General features: G+C 65.9%; 29 protein-coding genes and 2 tRNA genes. 17 read left to right on the top strand and 14 right to left on the bottom strand.

Going from position 1 to position 24,233, the window contains the following annotated elements; genetic code table 11:
• Positions 1-13: 13 nt before the first annotated feature.
• The 3 genes from fghA to DQ229_RS02265 are packed head-to-tail and all read left to right on the top strand — an operon-like array spanning position 14 to position 2,219.
• Positions 14-844: an S-formylglutathione hydrolase gene (fghA, locus tag DQ229_RS02275; RefSeq protein WP_114964655.1), complete on the top strand. Its 831-nt coding sequence runs from the start codon at positions 14-16 to the stop codon at positions 842-844.
• A complete protein-coding gene (locus tag DQ229_RS02270; protein WP_114964654.1) occupies positions 841-1,305 on the top strand; it encodes a YaiI/YqxD family protein in 465 nt (154 codons plus the stop codon). The genes fghA and DQ229_RS02270 overlap by 4 nt, the downstream gene beginning before the upstream one ends.
• Positions 1,302-2,219 carry an ornithine cyclodeaminase family protein gene (locus DQ229_RS02265; protein ID WP_114964653.1) on the top strand — a complete coding sequence of 306 codons (918 nt, stop codon included), beginning with the start codon at positions 1,302-1,304 and terminating at the stop codon, positions 2,217-2,219. Before DQ229_RS02270 ends, DQ229_RS02265 begins: the two co-directional genes overlap by 4 nt.
• A 9-nt stretch (positions 2,220-2,228) precedes the next feature.
• Here DQ229_RS02265 and DQ229_RS02260 read toward each other — a convergent pair whose 3' ends face one another.
• Positions 2,229-2,741, bottom strand: coding sequence for an SH3 domain-containing protein (locus DQ229_RS02260; protein WP_114964672.1), 513 nt, complete (start codon positions 2,739-2,741; stop codon positions 2,229-2,231).
• A gap of 129 nt (positions 2,742-2,870) precedes the next feature.
• Here DQ229_RS02260 and DQ229_RS02255 point away from each other — a divergent pair, with 129 nt between their 5' ends.
• The 3 genes from DQ229_RS02255 (at position 2,871) to DQ229_RS02245 (ending at position 5,745) form a co-directional block, all read left to right on the top strand.
• Complete coding sequence (locus DQ229_RS02255) at positions 2,871-3,857, top strand: 2-hydroxyacid dehydrogenase (protein WP_114964652.1); 987 nt, start codon at positions 2,871-2,873, stop codon at positions 3,855-3,857.
• 44 nt (positions 3,858-3,901) lie between these two features.
• Positions 3,902-4,900 carry an amidoligase family protein gene (locus tag DQ229_RS02250; RefSeq protein ID WP_114964651.1) on the top strand — a complete coding sequence of 333 codons (999 nt, stop codon included), beginning with the start codon at positions 3,902-3,904 and terminating at the stop codon, positions 4,898-4,900.
• A gap of 158 nt (positions 4,901-5,058) precedes the next feature.
• Positions 5,059-5,745 (top strand): gamma-glutamyl-gamma-aminobutyrate hydrolase family protein, encoded by a 687-nt coding sequence (locus tag DQ229_RS02245; RefSeq protein ID WP_238380928.1) that lies wholly within the window; start codon positions 5,059-5,061, stop codon positions 5,743-5,745.
• A 22-nt stretch (positions 5,746-5,767) separates the two neighbouring features.
• Here the strand turns inward: DQ229_RS02245 and DQ229_RS02240 are convergent, their stop codons facing one another.
• Both DQ229_RS02240 and DQ229_RS02235 read right to left on the bottom strand, forming a co-directional pair.
• On the bottom strand, positions 5,768-6,457 hold the full coding sequence (locus tag DQ229_RS02240; RefSeq protein WP_114964649.1) for an alpha/beta hydrolase: 690 nt from the start codon (positions 6,455-6,457) through the stop codon (positions 5,768-5,770).
• Positions 6,454-7,389: a ring-cleaving dioxygenase gene (locus DQ229_RS02235; protein ID WP_238380926.1), complete on the bottom strand. Its 936-nt coding sequence runs from the start codon at positions 7,387-7,389 to the stop codon at positions 6,454-6,456. The genes DQ229_RS02240 and DQ229_RS02235 overlap by 4 nt, the downstream gene beginning before the upstream one ends.
• 220 nt (positions 7,390-7,609) lie before the next feature.
• Here DQ229_RS02235 and DQ229_RS02230 point away from each other — a divergent pair.
• The 8 genes from DQ229_RS02230 to DQ229_RS02195 all read left to right on the top strand — a co-directional run bounded on the left by DQ229_RS02230 (position 7,610) and on the right by DQ229_RS02195 (position 12,412).
• Positions 7,610-7,696: transfer RNA gene (locus DQ229_RS02230), tRNA-Leu, on the top strand.
• Between the two features lie 82 nt (positions 7,697-7,778).
• Positions 7,779-8,291, top strand: coding sequence for a VOC family protein (locus tag DQ229_RS02225; protein ID WP_114964648.1), 513 nt, complete (start codon positions 7,779-7,781; stop codon positions 8,289-8,291).
• 99 nt (positions 8,292-8,390) lie between these two features.
• Entirely contained in the window at positions 8,391-8,846 is a 456-nt protein-coding gene (locus tag DQ229_RS02220; protein ID WP_114964647.1) for a universal stress protein, read from the top strand.
• Positions 8,847-8,919: 73 nt separating this feature from the next.
• Positions 8,920-9,489 (top strand): NifU family protein, encoded by a 570-nt coding sequence (locus DQ229_RS02215; RefSeq protein WP_114964646.1) that lies wholly within the window; start codon positions 8,920-8,922, stop codon positions 9,487-9,489.
• A complete protein-coding gene (gene tsaB, locus DQ229_RS02210; RefSeq protein ID WP_114964645.1) occupies positions 9,479-10,165 on the top strand; it encodes a tRNA (adenosine(37)-N6)-threonylcarbamoyltransferase complex dimerization subunit type 1 TsaB in 687 nt (228 codons plus the stop codon). The genes DQ229_RS02215 and tsaB overlap by 11 nt, the downstream gene beginning before the upstream one ends.
• Positions 10,166-10,179: 14 nt before the next feature.
• Positions 10,180-10,620, top strand: a complete 441-nt coding sequence (locus DQ229_RS02205; protein WP_114964644.1) for a GNAT family N-acetyltransferase — start codon at positions 10,180-10,182, stop codon at positions 10,618-10,620.
• Positions 10,621-10,724: 104 nt separating this feature from the next.
• On the top strand, positions 10,725-11,645 hold the full coding sequence (locus DQ229_RS02200) for a sulfite exporter TauE/SafE family protein (RefSeq protein ID WP_114964643.1): 921 nt from the start codon (positions 10,725-10,727) through the stop codon (positions 11,643-11,645).
• Entirely contained in the window at positions 11,645-12,412 is a 768-nt protein-coding gene (locus DQ229_RS02195) for a TIGR02186 family protein (protein ID WP_114964642.1), read from the top strand. The genes DQ229_RS02200 and DQ229_RS02195 overlap by 1 nt, the downstream gene beginning before the upstream one ends.
• Positions 12,413-12,444: 32 nt before the next feature.
• Here DQ229_RS02195 and DQ229_RS02190 read toward each other — a convergent pair whose 3' ends face one another.
• Positions 12,445-12,768 carry a 2Fe-2S iron-sulfur cluster-binding protein gene (locus DQ229_RS02190; protein WP_114964641.1) on the bottom strand — a complete coding sequence of 108 codons (324 nt, stop codon included), beginning with the start codon at positions 12,766-12,768 and terminating at the stop codon, positions 12,445-12,447.
• Between the two features lie 194 nt (positions 12,769-12,962).
• Between DQ229_RS02190 and DQ229_RS02185 the strand changes: the two genes are divergently transcribed.
• Positions 12,963-13,490, top strand: a complete 528-nt coding sequence (locus DQ229_RS02185) for a peptidoglycan-binding domain-containing protein (RefSeq protein ID WP_114964640.1) — start codon at positions 12,963-12,965, stop codon at positions 13,488-13,490.
• Positions 13,491-13,572: 82 nt separating this feature from the next.
• Here the strand turns inward: DQ229_RS02185 and DQ229_RS02180 are convergent, their stop codons facing one another.
• The 7 genes from DQ229_RS02180 to DQ229_RS02150 all read right to left on the bottom strand — a co-directional run bounded on the left by DQ229_RS02180 (position 13,573) and on the right by DQ229_RS02150 (position 20,652).
• Positions 13,573-15,039, bottom strand: coding sequence for a Do family serine endopeptidase (locus DQ229_RS02180; RefSeq protein WP_238380927.1), 1,467 nt, complete (start codon positions 15,037-15,039; stop codon positions 13,573-13,575).
• A gap of 234 nt (positions 15,040-15,273) precedes the next feature.
• Positions 15,274-15,471 (bottom strand): DUF2065 domain-containing protein, encoded by a 198-nt coding sequence (locus DQ229_RS02175; RefSeq protein WP_238380925.1) that lies wholly within the window; start codon positions 15,469-15,471, stop codon positions 15,274-15,276.
• Positions 15,468-16,427, bottom strand: a complete 960-nt coding sequence (hflC, locus tag DQ229_RS02170) for a protease modulator HflC (RefSeq protein ID WP_114964638.1) — start codon at positions 16,425-16,427, stop codon at positions 15,468-15,470. Before hflC ends, DQ229_RS02175 begins: the two co-directional genes overlap by 4 nt.
• On the bottom strand, positions 16,427-17,566 hold the full coding sequence (hflK, locus tag DQ229_RS02165; RefSeq protein WP_114964669.1) for an FtsH protease activity modulator HflK: 1,140 nt from the start codon (positions 17,564-17,566) through the stop codon (positions 16,427-16,429). The genes hflC and hflK overlap by 1 nt, the downstream gene beginning before the upstream one ends.
• Before the next feature lie 305 nt (positions 17,567-17,871).
• A complete protein-coding gene (gorA, locus tag DQ229_RS02160; protein ID WP_114964637.1) occupies positions 17,872-19,230 on the bottom strand; it encodes a glutathione-disulfide reductase in 1,359 nt (452 codons plus the stop codon).
• A 134-nt stretch (positions 19,231-19,364) separates the two neighbouring features.
• Positions 19,365-20,153: a ribose-5-phosphate isomerase RpiA gene (gene rpiA / locus DQ229_RS02155; protein ID WP_114964636.1), complete on the bottom strand. Its 789-nt coding sequence runs from the start codon at positions 20,151-20,153 to the stop codon at positions 19,365-19,367.
• A 79-nt stretch (positions 20,154-20,232) separates the two neighbouring features.
• Positions 20,233-20,652, bottom strand: a complete 420-nt coding sequence (locus DQ229_RS02150) for a c-type cytochrome (RefSeq protein WP_114964668.1) — start codon at positions 20,650-20,652, stop codon at positions 20,233-20,235.
• 150 nt (positions 20,653-20,802) lie between these two features.
• On the opposite strand from DQ229_RS02150, the gene DQ229_RS02145 reads away from it, so the two are divergent.
• Positions 20,803-20,890 (top strand) — tRNA-Ser (locus DQ229_RS02145).
• Between the two features lie 297 nt (positions 20,891-21,187).
• On the top strand, positions 21,188-21,367 hold the full coding sequence (locus DQ229_RS16435; protein WP_162300725.1) for a hypothetical protein: 180 nt from the start codon (positions 21,188-21,190) through the stop codon (positions 21,365-21,367).
• An 88-nt stretch (positions 21,368-21,455) separates the two neighbouring features.
• On the opposite strand, the gene ortB is transcribed toward DQ229_RS16435, so the two are convergent.
• The 3 genes from ortB to DQ229_RS02125 are packed head-to-tail and all read right to left on the bottom strand — an operon-like array spanning position 21,456 to position 24,216.
• Positions 21,456-22,871: a 2-amino-4-oxopentanoate thiolase subunit OrtB gene (ortB, locus tag DQ229_RS02135; protein WP_114964634.1), complete on the bottom strand. Its 1,416-nt coding sequence runs from the start codon at positions 22,869-22,871 to the stop codon at positions 21,456-21,458.
• Positions 22,868-23,182: a 2-amino-4-oxopentanoate thiolase subunit OrtA gene (ortA, locus tag DQ229_RS02130; RefSeq protein ID WP_114964633.1), complete on the bottom strand. Its 315-nt coding sequence runs from the start codon at positions 23,180-23,182 to the stop codon at positions 22,868-22,870. The genes ortB and ortA overlap by 4 nt, the downstream gene beginning before the upstream one ends.
• Positions 23,179-24,216, bottom strand: coding sequence for an NADP-binding protein (locus DQ229_RS02125; protein ID WP_114964632.1), 1,038 nt, complete (start codon positions 24,214-24,216; stop codon positions 23,179-23,181). The genes ortA and DQ229_RS02125 overlap by 4 nt, the downstream gene beginning before the upstream one ends.
• Positions 24,217-24,233 lie beyond the last annotated feature (17 nt).

Here is a 24,233-nt window from a genome sequence, read left to right as displayed (position 1 = left end):
TCAGGAGGCCGCAATGCAGACAGTTTCGGAAAACCGCTGCTTTGGTGGAGTGCAAGGGGTGTATGCGCACCCATCCAAGGCGACGGGCTGCGAGATGACTTTCGGCCTTTACCTGCCGCCTGCGGCCGAGCGGGGGCCGGTTCCGCTGCTGTGGTATCTCTCGGGGCTGACCTGCACGCATGAGAACGCGATGGTCAAGGCGGGCGCACAGCGTGCGGCGGCCGAGTTGGGGCTGGCGGTGGTGTTTCCCGACACCTCGCCGCGCGGCGACGGCGTGGCCGATGACGCGGCCTTCGATCTGGGCCAGGGTGCGGGGTTTTATGTCAACGCCACGCAAGCCCCCTGGGCGCCACATTTTCGTATGTGGGACTATATCAGTGACGAACTGCCGCGCGTGCTGTTGGCCAATTTCGCGCTGGACGAGACGCGTCAGGCGATCACTGGCCATTCGATGGGCGCGCACGGGGCGCTGACGTTGGCGATGTCGCTGCCGGGCCGCTTTGCAAGCGTCTCGGCCTTCGCGCCCATTGCCCATCCCACGGCAAGCGATTGGGGGCGCCCGCAGTTCACGGCCTATCTGGGCGAGGACGAGACCGCCTGGGCCGCGCATGATGCCACGCTGCTCATGCAGGCGCGCGGTTTCGATGGGCCGGTATTGGTGGATCAGGGGGGCGCGGATCAGTTCCTCGACAAGCTGATGCCCGAGGCGCTGGCACACGCGATGGCGGTGCGGCGCCAGCCGGGGCAGGTGCGTATCCAGAAAGGCTATGACCACAGCTATTTCTTTGTCTCCAGTTTCATGGCCGATCACGTCGCCTTTCATGCCGGAGCGCTGGGGCTGTGAGCGCGATCTACGTCGATGCCGATGCCTGCCCGGTCAAATCCGAGGCCGAGCGCGTTGCCACCCGCCATGGGCTGCGGTTGTTTCTGGTGTCGAACGGGGGGCTGCGGCCCTCGGCCAACCCGCTGGTCGAGACCGTCTTTGTCGCGCAGGGGCCGGATGAGGCCGATAAATGGATCGCCGATCGCGCCGGCGTGGGCGATATCGTCGTCACGGCCGACATTCCGCTGGCGGCGAAATGCGTTGAAGGCGGGGCGCAGGTGCTCAAACCCGATGGCGAGGCCTTGACGCAGGCCAATATCGGCAATGTCCTGGCCACGCGCGACCTGATGGCGGATTTGCGTGCAGCAGACCCGTTCCGTCAGGGCGGGGGGCGGCCCTTCTCACGCGCCGATCGTGCGAGGTTTCTCGACGCAATGGAACGCGCGGCGCGGCGCGCCATGACGGAAGGGAGGACACCGTGAGTATTGAAGTCATCGGCCCGGAGGCCGAGGCCCGCCTTGACTGGCTGGCGCTGCTGGACGCCTTCGAGGCCGGCCACCGCCTGCCGCGCGCCGAGATCACCGACAGTTTCCTCTATCGCGGGCAGGACACGCTCTTGTCACGCGCGGCCTGGATCGACGGGCTGGGGCTGGCGGTGAAGATGGCGACGATCTTTCCCGGCAATGCCGATGCGGGGCAGCCCACGGTCAATGGTGGGGTGTGCCTCTATTCCGACCGGGACGGCACGCTTGATGCGCTTGTGGATTTCCACCTTGTCACAAGGTGGAAAACTGCGGGCGACAGCCTGCTGGCGGCGCGGCATCTGGCGCGGCCCGACAGTCGCAACATCACGCTGTTGGGCGCGGGTACGGTCGCGCGGGCAATGGTCTCGGCCTATCGCGCGGTGTTCGAGGGCGCGCAATTCACCGTCTGGAGCCGCACCTTGGCCTCGGCCGCGCAGATGGCGGCCGAGCTTGACGGTGTGAGCGCCACCGACGATCTCGAATCCGCTGTGCGCGGGGCGGATATCATCTGCACCGCTACCATGGCGCGCGCGCCGATCCTGCGCGGCGCATGGCTGCAACCGGGCCAGCATGTTGATCTGATCGGCGCTTTTCGCCCCGACATGCGCGAGGCTGACGATGAATGCCTGCGCCGCGCACGGCTTTTCGTCGATTCGCGCGAGACCACGCTCGATCATATCGGAGAGCTGCGCATCCCGCTGGCCGAGGGCGTGATTTCGCAGGGCGATGTGCTGGCCGATTTCTATGACCTGCCGCAAGGCACATTCCGCCGCAACAGCGCCGATGAGATCACCATCGCCAAGAATGGCGGCGGCGCGCATCTCGACCTGATGACCGCGCGCTATATTCTGGATCGCTGGCGCATGGCTTGAAGCTGCGTTTCAGTCGATGATCTCGTCCGGATCGACACCCCAGAGCGCCGATTTCGGTGCCCAGCCGCGCTGACGCTCCACATTGAGGCGGCACCAGGTTTCGTTGCATTGCAGGATGCGGGCCACGACACCGGCCTCCAGATAGGCAATGACCGGCGCACGCGTGTCCGCCTGCAGGTGCAGGGGGGTCATGTCGGCTTCCACCAGGGCGGTGCGGGTGCCCGACAGCAGCGCAAAGTGCATCCAGCCCCCCGCCCCATCGGCATCCTGAACGCGGCGCCAATGCTCGAACTCGGCCGTGACCATGAGCGGCATGTCGCGCCGTTTGAAAACCCAATCCACCCGATGCGTCAGGCCGGGGCCGCGCCGTGCGTTGCCTTCGTTTGCCTTGAGCGAGACATAGCGCGGCAATGGCAGGTTGGTGACTGCCCCGCGCTCCTGTGCCGCGGCAACCGTGGGCGTGTGGACGGGAGAAACCAAAATCACCGCGGCCAGCGCCGCAAGCCGAAGAAATGTGAACATTTTTTGCCCGATCCAGTCTGGCGAATACGCGCGCCGGAAATGCCTGCCATGCCGGAGCTTGTATGCCGCCCCGCTATCGGTCACTTTGACAAGAGTGGGGTCTTTTGGAAAGCGCCAAGGAGGGGTCAGATGCCAGCAAAACGCCTGAGTGTGGTTGTCACGCGACGGTTGCCCGCTTCGGTCGAGACACGAATGAAGGAACTCTTCGATGTCGAGCTGCGAGACCCCGATACCAAAATGACCCGCGATGAACTGGCCGCCGCGATGCAGCGCGCCGATGTGCTGGTGCCCTGTGTGACCGATCAGATCGACGCCGGGCTGATGGCGCAGGCGGGCGACCGGCTTAAGCTGATCGCCAATTACGGTGCCGGGGTTGATCATATCGATGTCTCGACTGCACGGCAGCGCGGCATTCTGGTCTCGAACACCCCGGGCGTGGTCACCGAGGACACCGCCGACATGACTCTGGCGCTGATGCTGGCGGTGACACGGCGCATCCCCGAGGGGCTGGCGGAAATGCAGGCGGGCGCCTGGAACGGCTGGGCCCCGATGGCGCATCTGGGCGTGCGGATCGCGGGCAAGCGGCTCGGGATTCTGGGCATGGGCCGCATCGGGCAGGCGGTGGCCCGGCGCGCACGGGTATTCGGCATGCAGATCCATTATCACAATCGCAAGCGCCTGCGTCCGGAGATCGAGCAGGAGCATGAGGCCACATACTGGGAAAGCCTCGACCAGATGGTGGCACGGATGGATGTGGTTTCGATCAACTGCCCGCACACGCCCGCGACCTTTCACCTGATGAACGCGCGCCGGCTCAAGCTGATGAAGCCCACCGCGGTGATCGTGAACACCTCGCGCGGGGAGGTGGTCGACGAGAATGCGCTCACCCGGATGTTGCGCGCAGGCGAGCTGGCGGGTGCCGGCCTCGATGTGTTCGAGCGCGGCCACGAGATCAACCCGCGCCTGCGCCAGCTTTCCAATGTGGTGTTGCTGCCGCATATGGGATCAGCCACGCGGGAGGGGCGCGTTGAGATGGGCGAGAAGGTCATCATCAACATCAAGACCTTCGCCGATGGCCACCGTCCCCCCGACCAGGTGGTGCCCGGCGTGCTATAACCCGTGCGCGGCAGCGACGCGCGCCAAGCTGGGCAAAGGCCTAAATGACCGAAAATACCGGAAAAACCGTCACCGAGCGTTTGTCCCGGTCGGAGTTCTGGCCGCCGCCGCGCCCCCGCCGTGCTGACGGACGCCCCCGCCGCACCGGCATCGAGATCGAGTTTGCCGGCCTTTCCGTGCCCGAGGCGGCCGGCGTCGTGCAACGGCTCTGGGGTGGTGAGGCCCGCGCCGACGGCCCGCAGCGCATGGAGTTGCGCGGCACATCCATTGGTGAGGTCGAGGTATTGCTTGATACCGCGCTTGCGCGGCACGGCGGCACACCGCTGGCGGATGCCGCGCTGGAGTTGTCGCGCGCGGTTGTGCCGGTGGAGGTTGTTCTGCCGCCGCTGGCCCTGTCCGACCTGCCCGAGTCCGAGCGCCTGGTGCGGGCGTTGCGCGCCGCTGGGGCCGAGGGCACGCGCGAGGCGCTGGCCTACGGCTTCGGTGTGCATCTCAATCCCGAGTTGCCGGACGAGGAAGCCGCCACCATCCTGCCGGTGATCCGGGCCTATGCGCTGCTGGAAGACTGGCTGCGCAGCGCCGATCCGATCGACCCGGCGCGTTCAGTGCTGCCTTTTGTCGATCCGTACCCGCGCGGGTTTGTCGATCTGCTGGCGTCCGAGGCGCAGGAATGGTCGATAAACGAACTGGCGGGTGCCTATCTGGAGCATACGCCCAGCCGCAACCGGGGGCTTGATGCCTTGCCGCTGCTGGAGCACCTGCGCCCCGATATGGTGCGCGCGGCCCTGGGCGCCGGGGCGAAGGGCGGGCGGCCCACCTGGCATTACCGCTTGCCCGAGGCCCGCATCAATGAGCCCGGCTGGTCGCTGGCCTATGAGTGGAATCGCTGGTGCATCGTCGAGCGCGTGGCGGCGAGGCCTGTGCTGCTGGCAAAGCTGGCCGACGCCTGGCAGGCGCATCGGGCCAGCCTTGTGCGGCTGCGTAGCGACTGGGCGGTGCAGGTCGAGGCGATGCTTCGGGAGGCACGCATATGGCAGCCATAAAGCAATTTCAGAAAAAGTTGATAGACTTATTCGGTTCGAAATTGCGGCAAAACAGAAGGTTGAAGCGTTTTGGCGATTCAACAAATGGCCGAAACGCCTCAAGGCCGCTGATCGGAGTGACCACCTCGCGCCGCTCGGGCTGGCGGATCTTTCCGCTGATGGTGTTGTCTGTCTGGCTGGCCGGGGGCAGGGCGCGGCGCTGGGGCGCGGGCCGCCCGGCTGACATGGCCGCAGTCGATGGGGTTATTATCGGCGGCGGCGATGACATCTCGCCCGATCTTTACGGCGGGCGGCTGGTGATCTCGGCGCGGCTGGACCATGCGCGCGACGCGTTCGAACGCGCCCTGGTGCATGAGGCCCTGCAAGCGGGCAAGCCGGTGCTGGGTATCTGCCGTGGCTCGCAGATGCTCAACGTGGCGCTGGGCGGGACGCTGCATCAGGATGCCTATGCCGAATATACCGCCAGCGACAGGCGCTGGACTGTCTTGCCTCGTAAGCGCGTGGCGGTCGAAAGCGGCAGCCTGCTTGCGCGGGTGGCGGGCGGGGCGCAAATGCGCGTGAATGCGCTGCACACCCAGGCGGTGGACCGACTGGGCGCAGGGCTGCGCGTGGCCGCACGCGACAGTGGCGGCATGGTGCAGGCCATCGAGCGCGCAAGCGACCCTTTCGCGCTGGGCGTGCAGTGGCACCCCGAGCATCTGTTCTATGCCCGCCGCCAGCGTGCGCTGTTTCGCGCCCTGGTCGAGGCCGCGCGCGCCGGTCGAGACAGTGCCATGGCCCGGAACCATCGGGCGCAGTTGCGCGCCGTGGCGCTGGACGCCGAAAGAGGCGGTGCGGACGTTTGAGGCCGAAGGCGCGGCGTCGTGCTCAGGCCGCGTCACCCGCCGCCATGATCCGCCGGAACGCGTCGAAATCGGCCTGCGTGATGCCATGTCCCGCGCCGGGGTGCAGCCGCGTGGTGACATCGGCGCCCACTTTGCGCAGGATCAGCGCGCTTTGCTCGACGCGGGCGCGGGGAATGTGCGGGTCGCTGTCGTGGCAGCCCAAGTAAACGGGTACGCCGTCGAGCCTGTCTGCGTAATCGAAGGCCTTTGGCCCATGTCCGTAAAGCGCGGCTTCGGGTGTGCCCGCGGCGTCGCCAGTGCCGACCAGCCCGCCGGAAAGCCCCGCGACCCCGGCCCATGGCCCGCCGCTGCGCGCAGCATATTCCAGCGCAAGGCAGGCGCCCTGGCTGAACCCGGCGACAACGATGCGCGCGCGCGGCAATCCGCCCGCCTCGAGCAGCGCAACCGCGCGCCCGGCCGCGTTCAGAGCCGAGCCAAGCCATGGCTCAAGCTGCGCATGTGGCGCCAGGAAGCTGGTCGGCCACCAGGAATTTCCGGCCGCCTCGGGCGCGGCCACGGTTATGTCATCCATCCCAAGTGCTTGCGCCAGCCCCATGATCCCGGCCGCCGAGTCGCCCCGGCCATGCAGAAGCACCAGCCCCATCCGCGCCGCGGCGGGTGCGGCCCCCGCCGTGGCGATCGGCTTGCCCGCGTGTGGATCGGCCGCGCTCATGCCGGCACCTTGAGCGGCGGCAGATGCGCCTCGATCCTCGCGCGCAGCGGCTCGTGTTGTGGCGGAAGTTTCAGGCTGCTGCCCAGCTCGGCCTCGGTTTCATCGACCATGAAGCCGGGCGGGTCGGTCGCCACCTCGAACAGCACGCCGCCGGGCTCGCGGAAATAGATCGCGTTGAAATACTGCCGGTCGATCTGTGGCGTGACTTGCTGGCCTGCGGCCTGAAGACGGGCGCGAATGTCCAGTTGCATGGCGTCGTCGCTGGCCCGAAAGGCGATGTGGTGGATGGTGCCGGCCCCTTGCCGGCCGGGCGTGCCGTCGCGGCGCAGGATGTCGATGATCGCTCCCGGCGCATCGCCCGGCGCCTTGAGGCGCAGGCGTTCGCCGCCGCCGGCGTCGGCCTCGCTGCCAAGGTCGGTGTAGCCGAAGACATCGGTGAGGATACGCGCTGTCGGCGCCGGGTCATCGACCCAGAGCGTGACCGAGTGAAATCCGCCCAACGCGTCGCCGTCGATGTCGGCCTCGACCAGTTCGAGGCGCTGGCCATGCGGATCGCGCAGGGTCAGAACCCGCGCGCCGAAGCGCTCGCTCACCGTGCCTTCGGCGTGGCCCTCGTTGCGCAACCGTTCGGCCCAGTTGTCGAAGGCGGCGCGGGGCAGGTCATAAGCATAGGCCAGCGCCTGCCCGGGCCCCTCGCGCCCCGGAGCCGCGCCGACGAAGGGAAAGAAGGTAAGGATCGTGCCGGGGCTGCCGACGCGGTCGCCATAGTAGAGGTGATAGGTGCCGGGATCGTCGAAATTCACGGTCTTCTTGACCAGCCGCTGCCCAAGAACCCCGGTGTAGAAATCGAGGTTGGCCTGGGGTGCGCCGGATATGGCGGTGACATGGTGCAGCCCTGCAACGGGCGGCATGGCGGTGGCGGTGCGGGTCATCTCGATGTCTCCTGACTTGCGCGGCAGATGCGCATTCCCTTTACCAGCAAGATGAAAGCTGTTCGCCGCCGGAGCAAGGCACGCCGGTGCAGGGGAGATGTGCAGAATTGCAGAGGCTTCGCCGCTTTCACCGCTCGCGTGCGCTGCTTATCTTGTGAGACAAGCCGCACCCGCGCTTGAGGCACCCACACCCCTGTGCAATAACGTCCAGACGGCTTCTGCGGGCGTGGTGAAACTGGTAAACACAAAGGACTTAAAATCCTTCGCCGTCATAGGCTTGCGGGTTCAAGTCCCGCCGCCCGCACCAAGGATCGCGCATCGAACGCCAGGCATTCGGCAATACACGTCGGAACGGCCCGCGCCGCGCGGCATAACACTAGGAGCCCGTCATGGCCCATCCTCAGCCAAGTTTCCCGCCGCTGCATCCCGAAACGCGAATCGGCCACGTCCACCTCAAGGTCGCCGATCTGGAGCGCGCCATCGGCTTTTATGCCGGGGTGCTGGGGTTTGAGGTAATGCAGCGGATGGGGTCGGGCGCTGCGTTTCTCTCGGCCGGGGGGTATCACCATCATATCGGGCTGAACACCTGGGAAAGCGCCGGGGGCCGTCCGCCGGAACCGGGGCGCACAGGGCTTTACCATACCGCCATTCTCTACCCCACGCGCGCCGCTCTCGGGCATGCCGTGGCAAGGGTTCTGGCTGCGGGTATCCCGCTTGACGGGGCCGCTGACCACGGGGTTAGCGAAGCTGTCTACCTGCGTGATCCCGATGGCAATGGTGTGGAGCTTTACCGCGACCGTCCGCAGGCCGACTGGCCCCGCGATGCCGAAGGCGGTCTTGCAATGGTCAACGCGCCGCTCGATCTTGAGGGAATTCTCGCACAGGCGCGGGACGACCTCTGAAATACGCCTGGGCCGGCCTTTGCCGCCGCGCCAGACACATCGCTTGCCAGCCCTGCTGCCTATCGGTCATGATGCGCCCCGGTCTGAGGGGATGGATACATGCGGAAATTCCTCGTGGTGCTTGATGACAGCCGCGAATGTCTCAACGCGATACGGTTTGCCGCGCTGCGTGCGGCGCATACCGGCGGTGGCGTGACGATCCTGTCGATCATCCCTCCCGAGGAGTTTCAGCACTGGATCGGCGTGGGTGACATCATGCGCGCCGAGGCACGCGAGAGGATCGAAGCGCATTTCGAGGTTTTCGCGGCATGGATGCGCAAGAAGCAGGGGATCGACCCCGAACTGGTCATCCGCGAAGGCGAGCCGGTGGACGAAATCCTTGCCCAGATCCGCGAAGATCCGCAGATCGGTGTTCTGGTGCTGGGAGCCGGCACCGACCGCAACGGCCCCGGGCCGCTGGTGACACAGCTTTCGCGCGCGTCCGGCAGCCTGCCGGTGCCGATCACGATCGTGCCGGGCGAGTTGCCCAAGGAGCGACTTGAGAAGATCACCTGAAGCCCCGCACCGGGGGTCCCGAGCCTTGACTTGCTTAGGGCCGGGGCGCATATCGCTTGAAACGGAGGCGCCCATGTTCATCCAGACTGAATCAACCCCGAACCCCGCAACGCTCAAATTTCTGCCTGGCCAGCCGGTGCTGGATGCGGGCACGGCCGACTTCCCCGCGCCCGAGGCTGCGGCCCCCTCGCCGCTGGCGCGGCGGATCTTTGCCGTCGAGGGTGTCACCGGCGTCTTCTTCGGCACCGATTTCATCACCGTGACAAAGGACGACCCGGTGGACTGGGCGCATGTCAAGCCCGCGATCCTGGGTGCGATCATGGAGCACTACCAGTCAGGCCAGCCGGTGCTGGAGGGCGAGGCCGGTGCGCAATCGCGCATCGAACATGCCGAACATGACGGACCGGATGGCGATATTGTCGTGCAGATCAAGGAGCTGCTGGACACCCGCGTGCGTCCGGCGGTGGCACAGGATGGCGGCGACATCACCTTTCACGGGTTCGATCGCGGGGTCGTCTATCTGCATATGCAAGGCGCCTGCGCCGGCTGTCCGTCTTCGACGCTGACGTTGAAGATGGGCATCGAGAACCTGCTACGCCACTACATTCCCGAAGTGGTCGAGGTGCGCCCGGTTGCCGGATGATCCTCTGATCCTTGGCTTTGACACATCGGCCGCGCATTGCGCGGCCGCTTTGCTGTTTGGCGGAACCATCCTGGCTGAGGACCACGCCGAAATCGCCACTGGCCAGGCCGAACGCCTGATGCCCATGTGCGAGGGGCTGCTGGCGCAAGCCGGTATCGGCTGGCGCGATCTGGCGGGGCTGGGCGTGGGCGTGGGGCCGGGAAACTTCACCGGCATCCGCATTGCGGTGGCGGCGGCGCGGGGGCTGGCCCTGTCACTGCAGCGCCCGGCGGTGGGCGTGAGCGGCTTTTCCGCGCTGGCCGAGGGGGCGCCGGGCGCGGTGCTGACCTCGATCGATGCCCGGCGGGGGCAGTGCTATCTGCAGGTGATTGGCGCGGACGGGGTGGCGCAAGGCGCGCCCTTCATTGCCGCGCCCGATGCCCTGCCCGAACACCTGCCGGACCGGCCCGGGACGCGGTTGCGCGACAGCGGCCTTTCGGTCATCGGGCACGAGGCCGAGGCGCTGGCCCGGGTGACCGGCGGCGCCGCCACTGCGCCGCGCTTTTCGCTAGCCGTGGCCATCGCGCGCCAAGCCGCGGCCCGGCTTGATACGTCGCAGCCGCGGCCCGCGCCGCTTTACCTGCGCCCCGCCGATGCCGCGCCCCCATCCGAGGCGCCGCCGGTGCTGCTGCCGTGACCGGAGCGCGCGCGATGCCCGGCGCAGATCCGCAGGTTCTGGCACAGCTTCATGCGCGTTGCTTTGCCGATACGCGCGCCTGGAGCGCGGGGGAAATCGCAGCGCTCCTCGCCCGCCCCGAAGTCGTGGCCGTGACCTGCCCCGAGGGTTTTGCGCTGATCCGCGCCGCTGCGGGCGAGGCCGAGTTGCTGACCCTTGCGGTGGCCCCCGAGGCGCGGCGCCGCGGTGTCGGCAGGGCGCTACTGTTACAAGCGGTGCAGGCGGCGCGTGTGCGCGGCGCACAGGAGATGTTCCTGGAAGTTGCCAGCGACAACCACGCGGCGCTGGCCCTTTATGCCGCGGCCGGGTTCATGCAGGTCGGGCGGCGCCCCGGTTACTACCGCGATTGCCACGGTGGTGGCGCTGATGCCCTTGTGCTGCGATGCGAACTCGGCGATGTCTCGCCCGGGGGGTGATGCCCGGCTCCGGTTGGTGTTGCGGTGGCGAAATAGGCCCGACACAAGCGGAAGATGCCAAATCGCCCCCTTGCATTCGGCGCATTTCGACGTTGGAATGAGACATGCAGATCTACCTTCCGATCGCCGAGATTTCCATCAACGCCTTCCTGCTTCTGGGGATCGGCGGGGTGGTCGGAATGCTTTCGGGCATGTTCGGGGTTGGCGGTGGTTTTCTGATCACGCCGCTTCTGTTCTTCATTGGCATTCCCCCGGCGGTGGCAGTGGCGACCGGGGTCAATCAGGTGGTGGCCTCGTCGGTGTCGGGCGTGCTGGCGCATCTGCGGCGCAAGACGGTCGATCTGCGCATGGGCACAGTGCTGCTGGTTGGCGGGATATTCGGCTCGGCCCTGGGGATATGGGTCTTCTCGCAGATGCGCAGCCTCGGGCAGATCGACCTGTTCGTGCAGCTTTCCTATGTGGTCTTTCTGGGGGCCATCGGCTTTCTCATGTTGCAGGAGGCGCTGCGCGCCCTGTTGCGCACGCGCCGTGCTGATGCACCGCCCCGCCGCCTGCATCAGCACCTCTGGGTGCACAAGCTGCCGCTGAAGATGAAGTTCCGCACTTCGGGGCTTTATATCAGTGTGATCCCGCCGGTGCTGGTGGGGATCTCGGTGGGCTTTCTGGCGGCCATCATGGGGGTGGGTGGCGGCTTCATCATGGTGCCGGCGATGATCTACCTTCTGGGAATGCCCACCAAGGTGGTTGTGGGCACGTCGCTCTTTCAGATCATCTTTGTCGCGGCCTTCACCACGGTCATGCACGCCAGCAACACCTATTCGGTCGATATCCTGCTGGCGCTGTTTCTGATCATTGGCGGGGTGATCGGTGCGCAGATCGGCACCACGCTGGGCCTGCGGCTCAAGGCCGAACAGTTGCGCATCCTTCTGGCGCTGTTGGTGCTGCTCGTGTCGGGGAAGATTGCGCTCGATCTTCTGCTGACCCCGGCCGAGCTTTATTCGATCAGCATTGATGGGCGGTGGTGATGCGGATACCCGGGTTTCTCATCGCGTTCATCATGCTCCTGGGGCTGCCGGCCCGGGGCGAAGAGGTCGTGGCTGCGCTCAGCCAGACCAATGTGGCGCTGACGGCGACCTTCGAAGGATCGGAAATCCTGGTCTATGGCGCAGTCCGCCGCGAAGCGCCGATCCCCGAGGGCGATCCGCCCCTTGAAGTGATCGTTACCGTGCAGGGGCCGGCGGGGCCGCTGACTGTCTGGCGCAAGGCGCGCCGCGCGGGCATCTGGGTGAACGTCGAGGCCGTGAGCGTCAGTTCGGCCCCCAGCTATTACGCCGTGGCCACCAGCGGGCTGCTGGGCGATGTGCTTACCGCCACCGAGGATTTGCGCCATCGGGTTTCGATCCCGCGTGCGATCCGGGCCTTTGGCGCAGCCGACACCGTGCCTGACGCCGAGGCCTTCACCGATGCGCTGCTGCGCATCCGCGAGGAGGACGGGCTCTATCAACTGCTCGAAGGCGAAGTCGAGCTCGACCGCGACACGCTTTTCACCGCGCGCATTTCGCTGCCCGCGAATATCACCGAAGGGGTCTATTCGACGCGCATCTTCCTGACGCGGGGCGGCGCGGTGATCGACCGTTTCGACACCGCCATCGACGTGAGCAAGGTCGGTATCGAGCGCTGGCTTTTCGTCACGGCGCACGAGCAGCCGGTGTTCTATGGCCTGCTTGCGGTGCTGATCGCGATGTTCTCGGGCTGGGCTGCCTCGGCGGGGTTCCGGTATCTACGGTCCTGAGGCCGTGCCTGCGTTGCCGGATGCCCGCCCTGTCAGATCTGCTTGACCGGCATGTGCACGACCAGCCCGTCAAGATCATCCGTGACCTTCAGCTGACAGGTCAGACGCGAGCGTTCCGGATCGGGTTCATAGGCGAAGTCGAGCATGTCTTCTTCCATCGGCTCCCTGGCCGGCAGTTTGTCGACCCATGCGGGGTCAACATAGACATGACAGGTCGAGCAGGCGCAGGCGCCGCCACAATCGGCTTCGATTCCCGGAATGCCGTTGTCGCGCGCGCCCTCCATCACGGTCAGCCCGTTGGGCACATCGACATCATGCCTGGTGCCGTTCGACTCGACATAGGTAATCTTCGCCATTGATCGCTCCTTCCTACATGCTGCCTCGCGGCTGTCCGTGGGCACATAGGCCAGTCATCCTTGATTTGCCAGTCCGGAATGCAGCTTTGCCACCAGCCTGGCCGCCGCAGCCCGCCCTTTCGCGAAATCCTTCCGTCCTGCGGTGGAAAGGGGTATGCTTGCGGCCGGAAAACGGCATCAGACCGGCGAGCAGTATGACACGCACCTTCCTTGCCCTGGGGCTGAGTGGCGGGCTTCTTGCAGCCTGCGGCACGCCTGTGGCGCCGTTCGACGGGGCTGCGCGCGATCTCGGGCAGGAAGTGGTGCGCACCCATGATGACGGCCCGTCCGGTGCACGGCCGGGCACCTGCTGGGGGCAGGATGTGACCCCCGCAGTGGTTGAAACCGTGACCGAGCAGGTCATTCTCCAGCCTCCCGGTGCTGAGGGCGGCGGCGCAACTGTCTATCGCACCGAGACACACCAGAGCATCGTTCAGGAGCGTCAGGCGATCTGGTTCCGCACCCCCTGCGAACACGAGATGACCGCCGCGCTTGTGGAGACGCTGCAGCGCGCCTTGCGCGCACGCGGGCTATATGACGGCCCCATCAACGGGCAGATGGATGCCCCGACCCGTCGCGCCGTGCGGGCCTATCAGCGCGCGCAGGGGCTGAACAGCGGGCTTCTGTCTCTGACGGCGGCACGGCAGCTTGGGCTGGTGGAATACGATTTTTCCGAAGGGTGAGCGGGGCTGCTGCTCCGCAAGGGTAAAAAATGGGGCGCGGGAGTGGCCCCCGCGCCCCTATGCCGGCCGGTTCATGCCTGGCTTAGTTGTTTTCCTCGATGCTGACCGCAACGAAACGCGGATCACCGCCACGCCGCACCAGAAGCAGTAGTGTGCGGCGGCCGGCGTCGCGTGCCTCGGCAATGCGTTCCTCCAGGTCGCCGACACTGTTCACCGGGCGCTGCCCGGCTTCGGTGATGATGTCACCGGGGCGCAGGCCCTTGCTCCAGGCTTCGCTGAGTTCGTCAACATCGGTTACCGCCAACCCGGCAGTGCCGGATGAAAGCCCCAGTTCCTCGCGCAGCGCGTCTGTCAGCGGCTCAAGCATCATGCCGAGGATCTCGGCCGATTGCGGCTCTGCCGGGCTTGGCGCGGTATCGGGGCTGGCTGCCTCGGCCAGTTCGCGCTGGCCAAGCGTTACCGTCAGCGCGACCTCTTCGCCCTCACGGAAAACGACCATTTCGATGACGCTACCGGCTGCGGAATCGCCCACCTTGCGCACAAGGTCGCGGGTGTCGGCCACCTCGGTGCCATCGAACGTGACGATGACGTCGCCAGCCTGCACACCGGCCTCGCGCGAAGGGCCATCAGGCACATCGGTGACAAGCGCGCCGCGGGCCTCGTCAAGGCCAATGGCCTCGGCTATCTCTGGTGTCACATCCTGGATGCGCACGCCGATCCAGCCGCGCCGGGTTTCGCCGAATTCCTTGAGCTGATCCACAACCCGCATCACCACGGCCGAAGACATGGCAAAGCCGATGCCGATCGAGCCGCCCGTGGGCGACAGAATCGCGGTGTTCACGCCGATCACCTCGCCATCCATGTTGAACAGCGGCCCGCCCGAGTTGCCCCGGTTGATGGCCGCGTCGGTCTGGATGTAGTCGTCATAGCCGCCCTGCAGCACCCGGCCCTTGGCCGAGATGATGCCGGCACTGACCGAAAAGCCCTGCCCGAGTGGGTTGCCCACGGCGATCACCCAGTCACCCACGCGGCTGCCCTCGCTGTCGCCGAAGGGAACATGGGGCAGAACCTCGTCATGCTCGACCTTCAGCAATGCGATGTCAGTCTGCGGATCGGTGCCGACAAGCACAGCGTCGAGTTGCAGGCCCGAGAAGAACTCGACGCGAATCTCGTCGGCATCCTCGATGACGTGGTTGTTGGTGACGATATAGCCGTCTTCGGAAATGACGAAGCCCGATCCGAGCGCCTGGCTGCGGCGCGGGGGACGGTTGCCATCCGGCATGCGATCAAAGAAATCGCGGAAAAAATCCTCGAATGGCGATCCCTCGGGCATTTGTGGCATCTGGTCGGTCGGGCTGGCCACGGTGGTCGAGGTCGTGATGTTCACCACTGTCGGGCTGACCGTTTCGGCCAGATCCGCAAAGCTGCCCGGGGTGTCGCGTGCTTGCCCCATCGCGGCGAAGGTCTGGGCCAGCATCAGCACGAGCCCGAGCGCCAGCACCCAGGCAAGGCGTTGCACAATGGTCGTGCTGCCGGTTGGGCGGGTCATGGCGACGGCTTGGGCCGGGCGCGTGATCTTCGCCTTGTCTGTCATAGCAATCTCCTCTCGCTTCGCTGCGCGCGTCGTCCTGAAGCTGCCGCAGGCGCTTCTCCCTAGATAGGCTGGTCTCGGGCAGACGCAAAGGTTTGTTGGCAAACTCAATCAGACGTGAACCCGTCTGGCCCCAACCGGCGATGTGTTAAACCTGCCGTGGCGGCGCGCCGCCACGGCCTGCGCACGCCTTCAGACACCTAGCGCGCGGGCAAGCCAGATCAGCACCACACCCACCGCCAGCGCGACCAGCCCGATCATGCGCCGGGTCGCGGGGGGAATGCGCGTGATCGTGGCCAACAGGTCCTCCAGACGCGAAGGGGCCAGTGCGAACACCAGCCCCTCCACCACAAGAACCAGCCCGAGGGCCAGCAGGACATAGCCGATCATTGCAGAAGCGGCTCGCCCGGCGTCTCGGAGGCCGGTTCATCCTGCTCTTCGGGCAGTTCGGGCAGTATGGTCGACATATCCGGTAACCCGGCGCCGCCCGCACTGCGCAGATAGCTGAAGAACTCGCTATCGGGGCGCATCACCATCGAGGTGTTCTCGCTCTTCATCGCGCGCTCATATGAGGTCAGCGAACGGGTGAACGAGAAAAACTCCGGATCAAGGCCGAAAGCATCGGCATAGATCGCGTTGCGGCGGGCGTCGGCCTCACCGCGGATGATCTCGGATTCACGCCGCGCCGACGACACCAGCTCGACCACGGTGCGGTCGGCAAGCGCGCGCACCCGCTGAGCAGCCTCGTTACCGCGGGCGATCTCGTCTGCGGCTTCGCGTTCCCGCTCGGCACGCATCCGCGCGAAGGTGGCCTCGAGGTTCTGCTCGGGCAGGTCGGTGCGGGTCAGCCGCACGTCGATCACCTCGACCCCCAGCGTCGCCGCCTGACGACGCGCCAGGTCGCGAATGCGGTTCATCAGCACCGTGCGGTCTTCCGACAGCACCGCGCCCGAGGGCACCGCCCCCAGAACTTCGCGGATCGCGGCGTTCAGGATGCGTTCCAGCCGGCCCTGCGCCGCCATCACGCCCTCGATCCCCACCGCTTCGCGGAAATCGACGACATTGACGATGCGCCAGCGCATGAAGGCATCGACCACCAGGCGGCGGTCATCGAGCGGGGTGATTTCCAGCGGCTGCGATTGCAGCCCGAGGATACGCGCGTCGTAACGCACGACCTCCTGAATGAGCGGGATCTTGTAACCCAGGCCCGGCTCGGTCCGCACCTGCTTGACCTGGCCGAACTGCAACACCAGCACGTTCTCGCGCTCGTCCACGACGAACAGTGCCGAAATGCCCAGAGCACCCAGAACGACCAGTACGGGCAATATCATGGCAGTACGTTTCATCAGTTGCCCCCTTCGGTGGTCGCCGGACGGCGCCGCAGTTCATTGAGTGGCAGGTAGGGCACCACGCCCCCGGCGCCGGCTTCGTCGCCGCCGACACCGTCAAGCAGCACCATGTCGATCTCGCCCAGCACGCGTTCCATGGTTTCCAGATACATCCGGCGGCGCGTGACTTCAGGCGCCTTGACGTATTCTTCCCAGACCGAGACGAAGCGGCTGGCCTCACCCTCGGCGTTGTTGATCACCTCGGCCCTGTAGGCTTCGGCCTCTTCCTGGATCTGCGCGGCCTCGCCGCGGGCGGCGGCCAGAACCCTGTTGGCATAGGCGTCGGCCTGGCGTTCCAGCCGGTCGCGCTCCTGCCGTGCGGCCTGCACTTCGCGGAAACTGTCGATCACCTGCGCCGGCGGGTCGGCCTTGTCGAAGTTGACCCGGATGATGTTGATCCCGGCGTCATAGCTGTCGAGCGTGCCCTGTGCCGCCTGCCGCAGATCGGCAGCGATGGCGCCCCGGTCCCGGTTGAGGATCGGCGACAGTTCCGAGCGCGCGATGATGTCGCGCATCGCCGATTCCGACACGGCCCGCACCGTTTCCATCGGCGTGGACAGATTGAACAGGAAGTTGGCAGGGTTCGAGATGTTCCAGACGACCTGGAACTCGATATCCACCACCGCCTCGTCGCGGGTCAGCATCAGGCCGGTGTCGAGCCCGGCGCGGCCGGTGCCGACATCGGTCACACGCTCGCCGGTCACCTGCACGATTTCATGGGTGACGATCGGCCAGGGGGCAAAGTTCAGCCCCGGATTACCCTGCTTGTAGTAGCTGCCGAACAAAAGCTCGACCGAGCGTTCCTCGGGCTTGACGGTGTAGAACGAGGCAAAGGCCCACAGCGCCACCAGCGCCAGCCCGCCGAGCACGATGCCGCGGCGCGGAAAGCCGCCGTCACCGCCGCCGCTGCCGCCGCCGTTCTTGCCGCCGCCGCCCATCAATACGCGCAATTGCTGTTGGCCCTTGCGCACGAGATCGTCGATTTCGGGGATCGGGGGCTTGTCGCCGCCGCTGTTGCCCGGACGCCCGCCCGTGCCACGGCCTTTGTCGCCGCCGCCCGAGCCGCGCCCTCCCCAGGGTCCGCCAGTATTGGACATAAGCTGCTGCTCCTTCGTGATGCTCGAATGGGTGAAACGCATTCCTCCGGCCCGTGGGGCCTGCGCCAAAACTGTTTCCGCAGGGTCATACGGCAAGGCCCGACATGCCGCAACAGCGGGGTGCCACTTGCTTGCCCCGCTTTGCGCAAGCGCCGCGCCGCCCCTGCATCCGCGCGCCCTGAGGCATAAAGGCTCAGATCGCCCAGCAGAAAGGCCTTATCGCATGTCGCCCCCTTGCGGCAAAGGATGAAAGCGCCCCGGGTCGCGTAAATGTCAACTCAGCGTGCGGATGCCCGGCGCGGTTCTCAGGGAAAAGTGCGCACCGGCACCTTCATCGTGACCAGTTCCTCCGCCATGGTCGGATGCACAGCCACCGTGCGGTCGAAATCGGCCTTGGTCGCCCCCATCTTGATGGCGATGGCGGCAAGCTGGATCATCTCGCCCGCATTGTCAGCGACGATGTGGCAGCCCAGCACCTTCTGTGTCGCCCGAGAGACCACCAGCTTCATCAACACCCTGTCGGACCGCCCGGCAAAGGCGCTGTGCATCGCACGGAAAGAGGCGGCATAGATATCCACGGCCTCGTTTTCGCGCACTTCTTCCTCGGTCAGGCCTATGGTGCCCAGTTCCGGGCGGGTGAACACCGCGCTGGCGACCAACTCGTGATCGGCTGTGACGGGTTTGCCGCCGAAAACCGCCTCGGCAAAGGCCTGTCCCTCGCGAATCGCCACCGGCGTCAGGTTGATCCGGTCGGTCACATCGCCCACCGCATGAATGCCGGGCGCCGATGTCCGCGATTGTTCGTCCACCACGATCTCGCCGCGCCGGCCCAGAACGACGCCGGCATCCTCCAGCCCCATGTCCTGCGTATTGGGCACCCGCCCGGTGGCGAACATCACCTGCGCGAAGACCTGCTCATGCCCACCGGTATCCTTCACGCGCAAGCCGCCGGGTGCCTCTTCGATCTCGACCGGGTCGGTGCCGACATGCAGGTCGATCCCGCGTTCGCGCATCATCTCGGCCAGATGCCCGCGTGCCTCGCCGTCAAAGCCGCGCAGGATCTGCGCGCCCCGGTAAAATTGTGTGACCTTGACGCCCAGACCGCTCAGGATGCAGGCGAATTCGCAGGCGATGAAACCGCCGCCGATGATCAGGATCGACTCGGGCAAGGCCTCCAGGTGAAAGATCTCGTTCGAGGTCAACACAGGCAGGTCCGCCCATTTCCCGGGCACGAAAGGCCGCCCGCCCGTGGCCACGAGTATCCGCTCGGCGGTGAATTCCTCGCCACTGGCCAGGCGTACGCGCTGCGGCCCCACAAGCATGGCGCGGGCGTCATGGATCGTCACGCCTGCCTTCTGCGCGTTGGCCCGGTACAGCCCTTCCAGCCGGTCAAGCTCGGCATGCAGCTTGCCCTTGAACGCTGTCCAGTCAAAGCTTCCGGCTTCGGCCTGCCAGCCATAGGCGCGCGCATCCTCGATCGCATCCGGATAGGCCGAGGCGAAGACCATCAGCTTCTTGGGTACGCAGCCCCGAATGACACAGGTGCCGCCCATGCGGTATTCCTCGGCCAGCCCGACGCGTGCGCCCAGTTGCGCCGAAACCCGCGCCGCCCGCACCCCGCCCGAGCCGCCGCCAATCACGAACAGGTCATAGTCGAAGGCCATGCTGTCTCCTCTTTGTCCCGGCTCGGCACCATATGTGGCGCGGCCCTTCTTCTTGGTAAAAATATCCTCGCCGAAGGCATCCCGCAGCCTGCAACCGGAACCGGCCTTGCCCGCCGGGGCGAGGCGCTGCCCGCTCAGGCGTCGAGATCGCGAAACAGATTATCGGCTTCGGCGAAATCCACCTGGTCATGGGTGATCTTGCCTGTCCCGGCTTCGCGCAGCTCCACCCGGCCGTCACCATTGCCGATAACCACCATGTCGCAGATGTCGATGAACAACCCGTTCTCGACAATGCCGGGGATCTGGTTGAGCACCAGCGACACCTGCCTGGGGTTGCCGATGCGCATCAAGGCCAGGTCGAGGATCAGGTTGCCCTCATCGGTGCGGAACGGGGCATCGCCGTCCATCCGCAGCGTCACCTCATGGCCCAGCACATCGAGTCCGGCAAGCGTTTCCTCGATCAGCGCACGGGTGGCTTTCCAGCCGAAGGGGATGACCTCGACAGGCAGCGGAAAGCGGCCCAGCACGCTCACCTCCTTGGCGATATCGGTGATCACGATCATCCGGTCCGAGGCGGTCGCCACGATCTTTTCCTGCAACAGCGCGCCGCCGCCCCCCTTGATCAGCGCCAGTTCAGGGTCGAATTCGTCGGCGCCGTCGATGGTGAGATCCAGCCACCCGGCTTCATCCAGTTCCACCACATCTATGCCGACCTGCCGCGCCAGTTCGGCCGTGCGGGTCGATGTCGCCACGGCGGTGATCTTCAGCCCGCCTTCGCGCACCCGTGTGCCCAGGCAACGCACCATCCAAGCGGCGGTCGAGCCGGTGCCCAGCCCCACGCGCATACCATTTTCGACGAAATCGATCGCGCGGCGCGCGGCGGCATATTTCGCCTTGTCGATCGGAGAGAGCTGTCCGGCCATTCTGCAATTGCTCCGCATCTGGACTTTGCGGCCTTATAGGCCAGCCGCGCGGGCGCCGCGAGGGGAAAACCGGCCCGGCCTATCGCTGGATGGTTTCGAGGTATTCGGCCAGTGCGATCAACTTGACGGGCGTGGGCGTCAGGATGCCATCGCCCGAGTCGAAGCGTACGACATCGCCTTCCAGCAGCGCACCCATTTCCGGCATGCCCTCCTCGCCCACGCGTGCGCCGCGGGTGTATCCGTCGATTTTCGACATCACCTGGCGCATGGGAAATGTGCCATCGTTGCGCGCGGCCAGTGTGGTCAGGTCGGGTAGGGGCTGCGAATAGGCGCCCGCCGCGGGTCCGTCTCCCCGGCCGCCGGGGCCGTGGCAGACGGCGCAGTTCTCTTCATAAAGCGCCTGGCCCGAAACGGGCGGCGAAAGTTGCATACAGGCGGCCAGCCCGGCCCCAAGCAGGCCGAACCCGGCCAGCGAAATGAAGATGCTCCTTGCGTGCATGTCGCCTGCCCTCGCGCGGTGTCGGTTATCGTTGCGGCCCGCCTTGCGGGTGATGCACGCATTGTGACGGCGCCGGGGCGCCATGACAAGCCCGTGCGCCGTCATACCCCCCTTTCAGAATCATGACCGCGCGACTAGTTTCGCGCGGCAGGAAGGGTGGCAGAGTGGTCGATTGCAGCGGTCTTGAAAACCGCCGATGGGCAACCATCCGTGGGTTCGAATCCCACCCCTTCCGCCAATATATTTACTTAAATGATTGTTTTATATCAGTAATCACAATTTCATAACCCCACGATATCCCCCACACTGACTCGGCTCGCCCTGGAATGTGCGGGACAAGCCGCTGCCGCCCATGGGCAACGACCCGCGGGGTTGCCCCTTCCACGTCCAGCCGGTCGAGTCGCTTGTTTGCAGTGTCATGCGTCTCTGTTGATGGCGTGGGTGCCCCCTCCTGACGGCATCAACAGAGCCCCCAGCGTCGGGGGCCAGCCCACCAGCCCGAGGCGGAGCTCCTGGGCGACATGGGGAGTGCCGAATGCTTGCAAGTAGACGCCGGAAACGCACGCTTTTCAACATCGCGATCGACAGCGAATCGAAGGGCGCCGACCCGCGTTGCTTCAGCGCGGTGTTGTACGAAGGCCAGTTCCTGGTCTTGTACTTCGTGGGGGACCAACTGCTCATGCCCTCCAGCTATCATGCTGGATTTCCCACGTGAATCCCGGCCATCACCCGATTTGTGCAACAAAGCCGTCTCCAGGATGTGGCAACGATGGGTGAGGTGATCGATCACCGCCGGCTGTTCGTTATCTGTCGGACATGGCCTTGAGGCAGTCACGAACGAATTGCGGGACACTTCGGGTCTCTGCGGCCAGAAAGTCGATATCCTCCTGGTTCAGGGCGCTGCCTTCCGGCATCATCCCCTTTGCCTTGCGGATCAAGCTCTTGCGGACGCGGGGCAGATCGACATCGCGCAGTTTGAGCCGTGAGGGATGGTCAGGGATGACAACCGAAGTGCCGGGCACTTCATCCTCTGGGTCGCCGCGGCGGATATCGATACCACGATCGCGCGCGAAACTGAGCTGGGCTGAAGGCTGCTTGCCCGCGCCCGCATATTCGGTCTCCTGCACCACGATGGTCTGATCGGCGTTCATTTCCTGCGCCAGTGCGATGGCCGCCGCGAGCGCAATATTTCCCGCCGGCCCGCGCTCGAGCCCCTCCAGGCGGGCCAGCGCCTCGGTAACGTAGAACACCTCGCCCTGTTTCACGAGAAGGTAGCGGTCCATGTAGCGCAACGCCCGCGCGGCGTTGCGGGGCACGTCGGTCCGGTCGGGCCAGCCGGCGAAGGGAATGCCGAAGCCCGTATGACCGGTGGTGAAGTGCTTGCGGTTGAAATCCGTATCGCTTGCCATGTGCAGGCCGGCCAGATCGACACTGGCGGCGATGACCTTGCACGCGCTTGCGCCTGCCTTGATCAACCCGCGCGCGGTGCCTGTCAGGTTGCCCCCGCCCGCATGCGTGCAGATCACGGCATCGGGGGCGGCGCCGGTCGCCGCTTTCATCTGCTCCACGATCTCGACGCCCAGCGGCTCGACGCCCGCAATCGCATAGGGGGTGTAGAGCGAGGCATTGAAATAGCCCGTTTCCTCGAGAACGCGCAAGAACTGGTAGAACAGCTCCGGCCCGACCGAAAGCTGCAGCACTTCGGCGCCGTAGACTTCGCAGGCGCGGCCCTTTTCGACGATCTCGGGCTGGCCGATACCGAGACTGTCGAAGACTTCCTGCACGACAATGCAATCGAGACCGCGCATCGCCGCCTGGCTGGCCACCGCGGCACCGTAGTTGCCGCTGGTTGCAGCGACCGCTCCCTTGAAACCGGATGCCTTGGCGTGGTGCAGGCTCAAGGCCGCGCGCCGGGCCTTGTAGCTGCCTGAGGGGTTGGCGGCCTCGTCCTTGACGAAGATGCGTGCACCCCTGCCTTTCGGTGCGAGCTTGCGCACCAGCCGGTTGATCTGGCGCAGCTCGATCAGCGCGGTATCTCCCACCCCGGCGCACGCCTGAATTTCCCGCACCGCATCCAGGCTGTAGGCAACCTGCGCCATCAGCGCCTCATAGTCGAAGGTAACCGGATGCTGCAGGAAGGGCGCATAATCGAGGCCGAGCGCCGAAAGCATCGTTTCGTTGCGCCGGGCCATGACGGATTCATAATCGACTGATTTCATGCGATTTCTCCATCCGCTTCGGCCAGCATCTCGCGCAATTCCTCGCCCGCGCGCAGCAACTCCGGGATCGCGGCGGCGAAATCATGGCCGTAGGGTGGGTTGTGCGCCTCCAGCGTGCCGTGATAGCCGCGCCCCAGCGTGCTGCGAATCTCGACCTTGTCGCCGATTGCGGCCTCTTGCGTGACCAGCCAGCCCTTTACGCGCATTTCCAGCGGGACGGCCCGGGTCTCGTCCGGGATGGAGGCCGCGCGCTCATGTGGTGCAAGGATCACGGATCGGATACGGACCCAGTCACCCGTCTTGCATTTCATCGCATTGCTCCTCTCGGCGAAGTCGTTGTCATCCTGGGGCTGGTCAGCGGCAGGTCGGTCAGATGGACGAGCCCGGCTGGCGCATGGCCCAGATAGGCCAGCGCATTGACAGCCGCGGCCGCCGTCCCGGCTCCGCCTGCGATCTCGGGGGTTATCCGCATGTCGATCGTCTGATCCCCGGTGATGCGGATATGATCGGAGGTCTCCTGCCCCTCGGCTTCGGGGCGGATCTGCTGGGGATGTTCGAGCCGCAGCACCTCGCGCCCGCCGACATGGGCGCTGGCGCAGTGGCGGCACCCGGCCACCTCCCCCGGCACGATCCGCAGGTGCGGGGTTTCGCGCGCGACAGAGGAAATAATCGGTTCGCGGGTTTCGTTCACCGAATCGACGGACCAGCCCAGATGCCTGGCGATCAGTGCAATGGATTGCCCAAACCCCACATGCCCGACCACTTTGCCTGCCTGCAGCGCCTTTTCGAACCCTTCGGGCGTGAGGCCGACGCCCTGGCTGTGCAGGACCGTGGGGCCGAAATCGGACAGATCATTGGTGCGGGTTGCGTGAATGTGGTCGACCCGGCCACAGGGAACGGTCAGCGCCAGCACCAGAATATCCATGGCAAAGCCCGGATTCACGCCGGTGCCCATCACCCGCGCATCATGGCGCTTCGCGGTGGCCTCGAGCCGTGTCGCGATGCTCGCGCTCGCGGCTTGCGGACAGCTCATTTCCTCGGCGATCGAGATCACGTCATGACCATGGGTCAGGCAGATCTCGATCTCGCCCGCCACATCGCGCAGAAAGGAGGCCGTAGCGTGGAGCACCGTCGCCGGGGCACCCCTGAGCGCTTGCTCGACATCCGATGTAATGGCCGGCCCGGCCAGCGGGTCTGCCAGCCCGGCAAGGCGGCCCAGCGGCACACCGCGCTTTGCCGGATCCATGTCTATAGCGGCGCGGATGCGGTGGCCGCGCCCGCTTGCAAGCCGGGCGATCCGCTGGCCCATGGCCCCAACGCCGAACAGGATGATCTCGGACGTCATGAACGACTCCCTGAAAG

Source organism: Alkalilacustris brevis, assembly GCF_003350345.1.
Taxonomy (GTDB): domain Bacteria; phylum Pseudomonadota; class Alphaproteobacteria; order Rhodobacterales; family Rhodobacteraceae; genus Alkalilacustris; species Alkalilacustris brevis.
This window is presented reverse-complemented; position numbering and strand designations above follow the sequence as displayed.

Excerpts from the sequence above, each read along its gene's own strand:
- fghA (WP_114964655.1), top strand. The coding sequence starts at position 14 with ATGCAGACAGTTTCGGAAAACCGCTGCTTTGGTGGAGTGCAAGGGGTG.
- DQ229_RS02260 (WP_114964672.1), bottom strand. The coding sequence starts at position 2,741 with ATGTTCACATTTCTTCGGCTTGCGGCGCTGGCCGCGGTGATTTTGGTT.
- DQ229_RS02255 (WP_114964652.1), top strand. The coding sequence starts at position 2,871 with ATGCCAGCAAAACGCCTGAGTGTGGTTGTCACGCGACGGTTGCCCGCT.
- DQ229_RS02250 (WP_114964651.1), top strand. The coding sequence starts at position 3,902 with ATGACCGAAAATACCGGAAAAACCGTCACCGAGCGTTTGTCCCGGTCG.
- DQ229_RS02245 (WP_238380928.1), top strand. The coding sequence starts at position 5,059 with ATGGTGTTGTCTGTCTGGCTGGCCGGGGGCAGGGCGCGGCGCTGGGGC.
- DQ229_RS02240 (WP_114964649.1), bottom strand. The coding sequence starts at position 6,457 with ATGAGCGCGGCCGATCCACACGCGGGCAAGCCGATCGCCACGGCGGGG.
- DQ229_RS02235 (WP_238380926.1), bottom strand. The coding sequence starts at position 7,389 with ATGACCCGCACCGCCACCGCCATGCCGCCCGTTGCAGGGCTGCACCAT.
- DQ229_RS02225 (WP_114964648.1), top strand. The coding sequence starts at position 7,779 with ATGGCCCATCCTCAGCCAAGTTTCCCGCCGCTGCATCCCGAAACGCGA.
- DQ229_RS02220 (WP_114964647.1), top strand. The coding sequence starts at position 8,391 with ATGCGGAAATTCCTCGTGGTGCTTGATGACAGCCGCGAATGTCTCAAC.
- DQ229_RS02215 (WP_114964646.1), top strand. The coding sequence starts at position 8,920 with ATGTTCATCCAGACTGAATCAACCCCGAACCCCGCAACGCTCAAATTT.
- DQ229_RS02205 (WP_114964644.1), top strand. The coding sequence starts at position 10,180 with ATGCCCGGCGCAGATCCGCAGGTTCTGGCACAGCTTCATGCGCGTTGC.
- DQ229_RS02200 (WP_114964643.1), top strand. The coding sequence starts at position 10,725 with ATGCAGATCTACCTTCCGATCGCCGAGATTTCCATCAACGCCTTCCTG.
- DQ229_RS02195 (WP_114964642.1), top strand. The coding sequence starts at position 11,645 with ATGCGGATACCCGGGTTTCTCATCGCGTTCATCATGCTCCTGGGGCTG.
- DQ229_RS02190 (WP_114964641.1), bottom strand. The coding sequence starts at position 12,768 with ATGGCGAAGATTACCTATGTCGAGTCGAACGGCACCAGGCATGATGTC.
- DQ229_RS02185 (WP_114964640.1), top strand. The coding sequence starts at position 12,963 with ATGACACGCACCTTCCTTGCCCTGGGGCTGAGTGGCGGGCTTCTTGCA.
- DQ229_RS02180 (WP_238380927.1), bottom strand. The coding sequence starts at position 15,039 with ATGACCCGCCCAACCGGCAGCACGACCATTGTGCAACGCCTTGCCTGG.
- DQ229_RS02175 (WP_238380925.1), bottom strand. The coding sequence starts at position 15,471 with ATGATCGGCTATGTCCTGCTGGCCCTCGGGCTGGTTCTTGTGGTGGAG.
- hflC (WP_114964638.1), bottom strand. The coding sequence starts at position 16,427 with ATGAAACGTACTGCCATGATATTGCCCGTACTGGTCGTTCTGGGTGCT.
- hflK (WP_114964669.1), bottom strand. The coding sequence starts at position 17,566 with ATGTCCAATACTGGCGGACCCTGGGGAGGGCGCGGCTCGGGCGGCGGC.
- gorA (WP_114964637.1), bottom strand. The coding sequence starts at position 19,230 with ATGGCCTTCGACTATGACCTGTTCGTGATTGGCGGCGGCTCGGGCGGG.
- rpiA (WP_114964636.1), bottom strand. The coding sequence starts at position 20,153 with ATGGCCGGACAGCTCTCTCCGATCGACAAGGCGAAATATGCCGCCGCG.
- DQ229_RS02150 (WP_114964668.1), bottom strand. The coding sequence starts at position 20,652 with ATGCACGCAAGGAGCATCTTCATTTCGCTGGCCGGGTTCGGCCTGCTT.
- DQ229_RS16435 (WP_162300725.1), top strand. The coding sequence starts at position 21,188 with ATGCTTGCAAGTAGACGCCGGAAACGCACGCTTTTCAACATCGCGATC.
- ortB (WP_114964634.1), bottom strand. The coding sequence starts at position 22,871 with ATGAAATCAGTCGATTATGAATCCGTCATGGCCCGGCGCAACGAAACG.
- ortA (WP_114964633.1), bottom strand. The coding sequence starts at position 23,182 with ATGAAATGCAAGACGGGTGACTGGGTCCGTATCCGATCCGTGATCCTT.
- DQ229_RS02125 (WP_114964632.1), bottom strand. The coding sequence starts at position 24,216 with ATGACGTCCGAGATCATCCTGTTCGGCGTTGGGGCCATGGGCCAGCGG.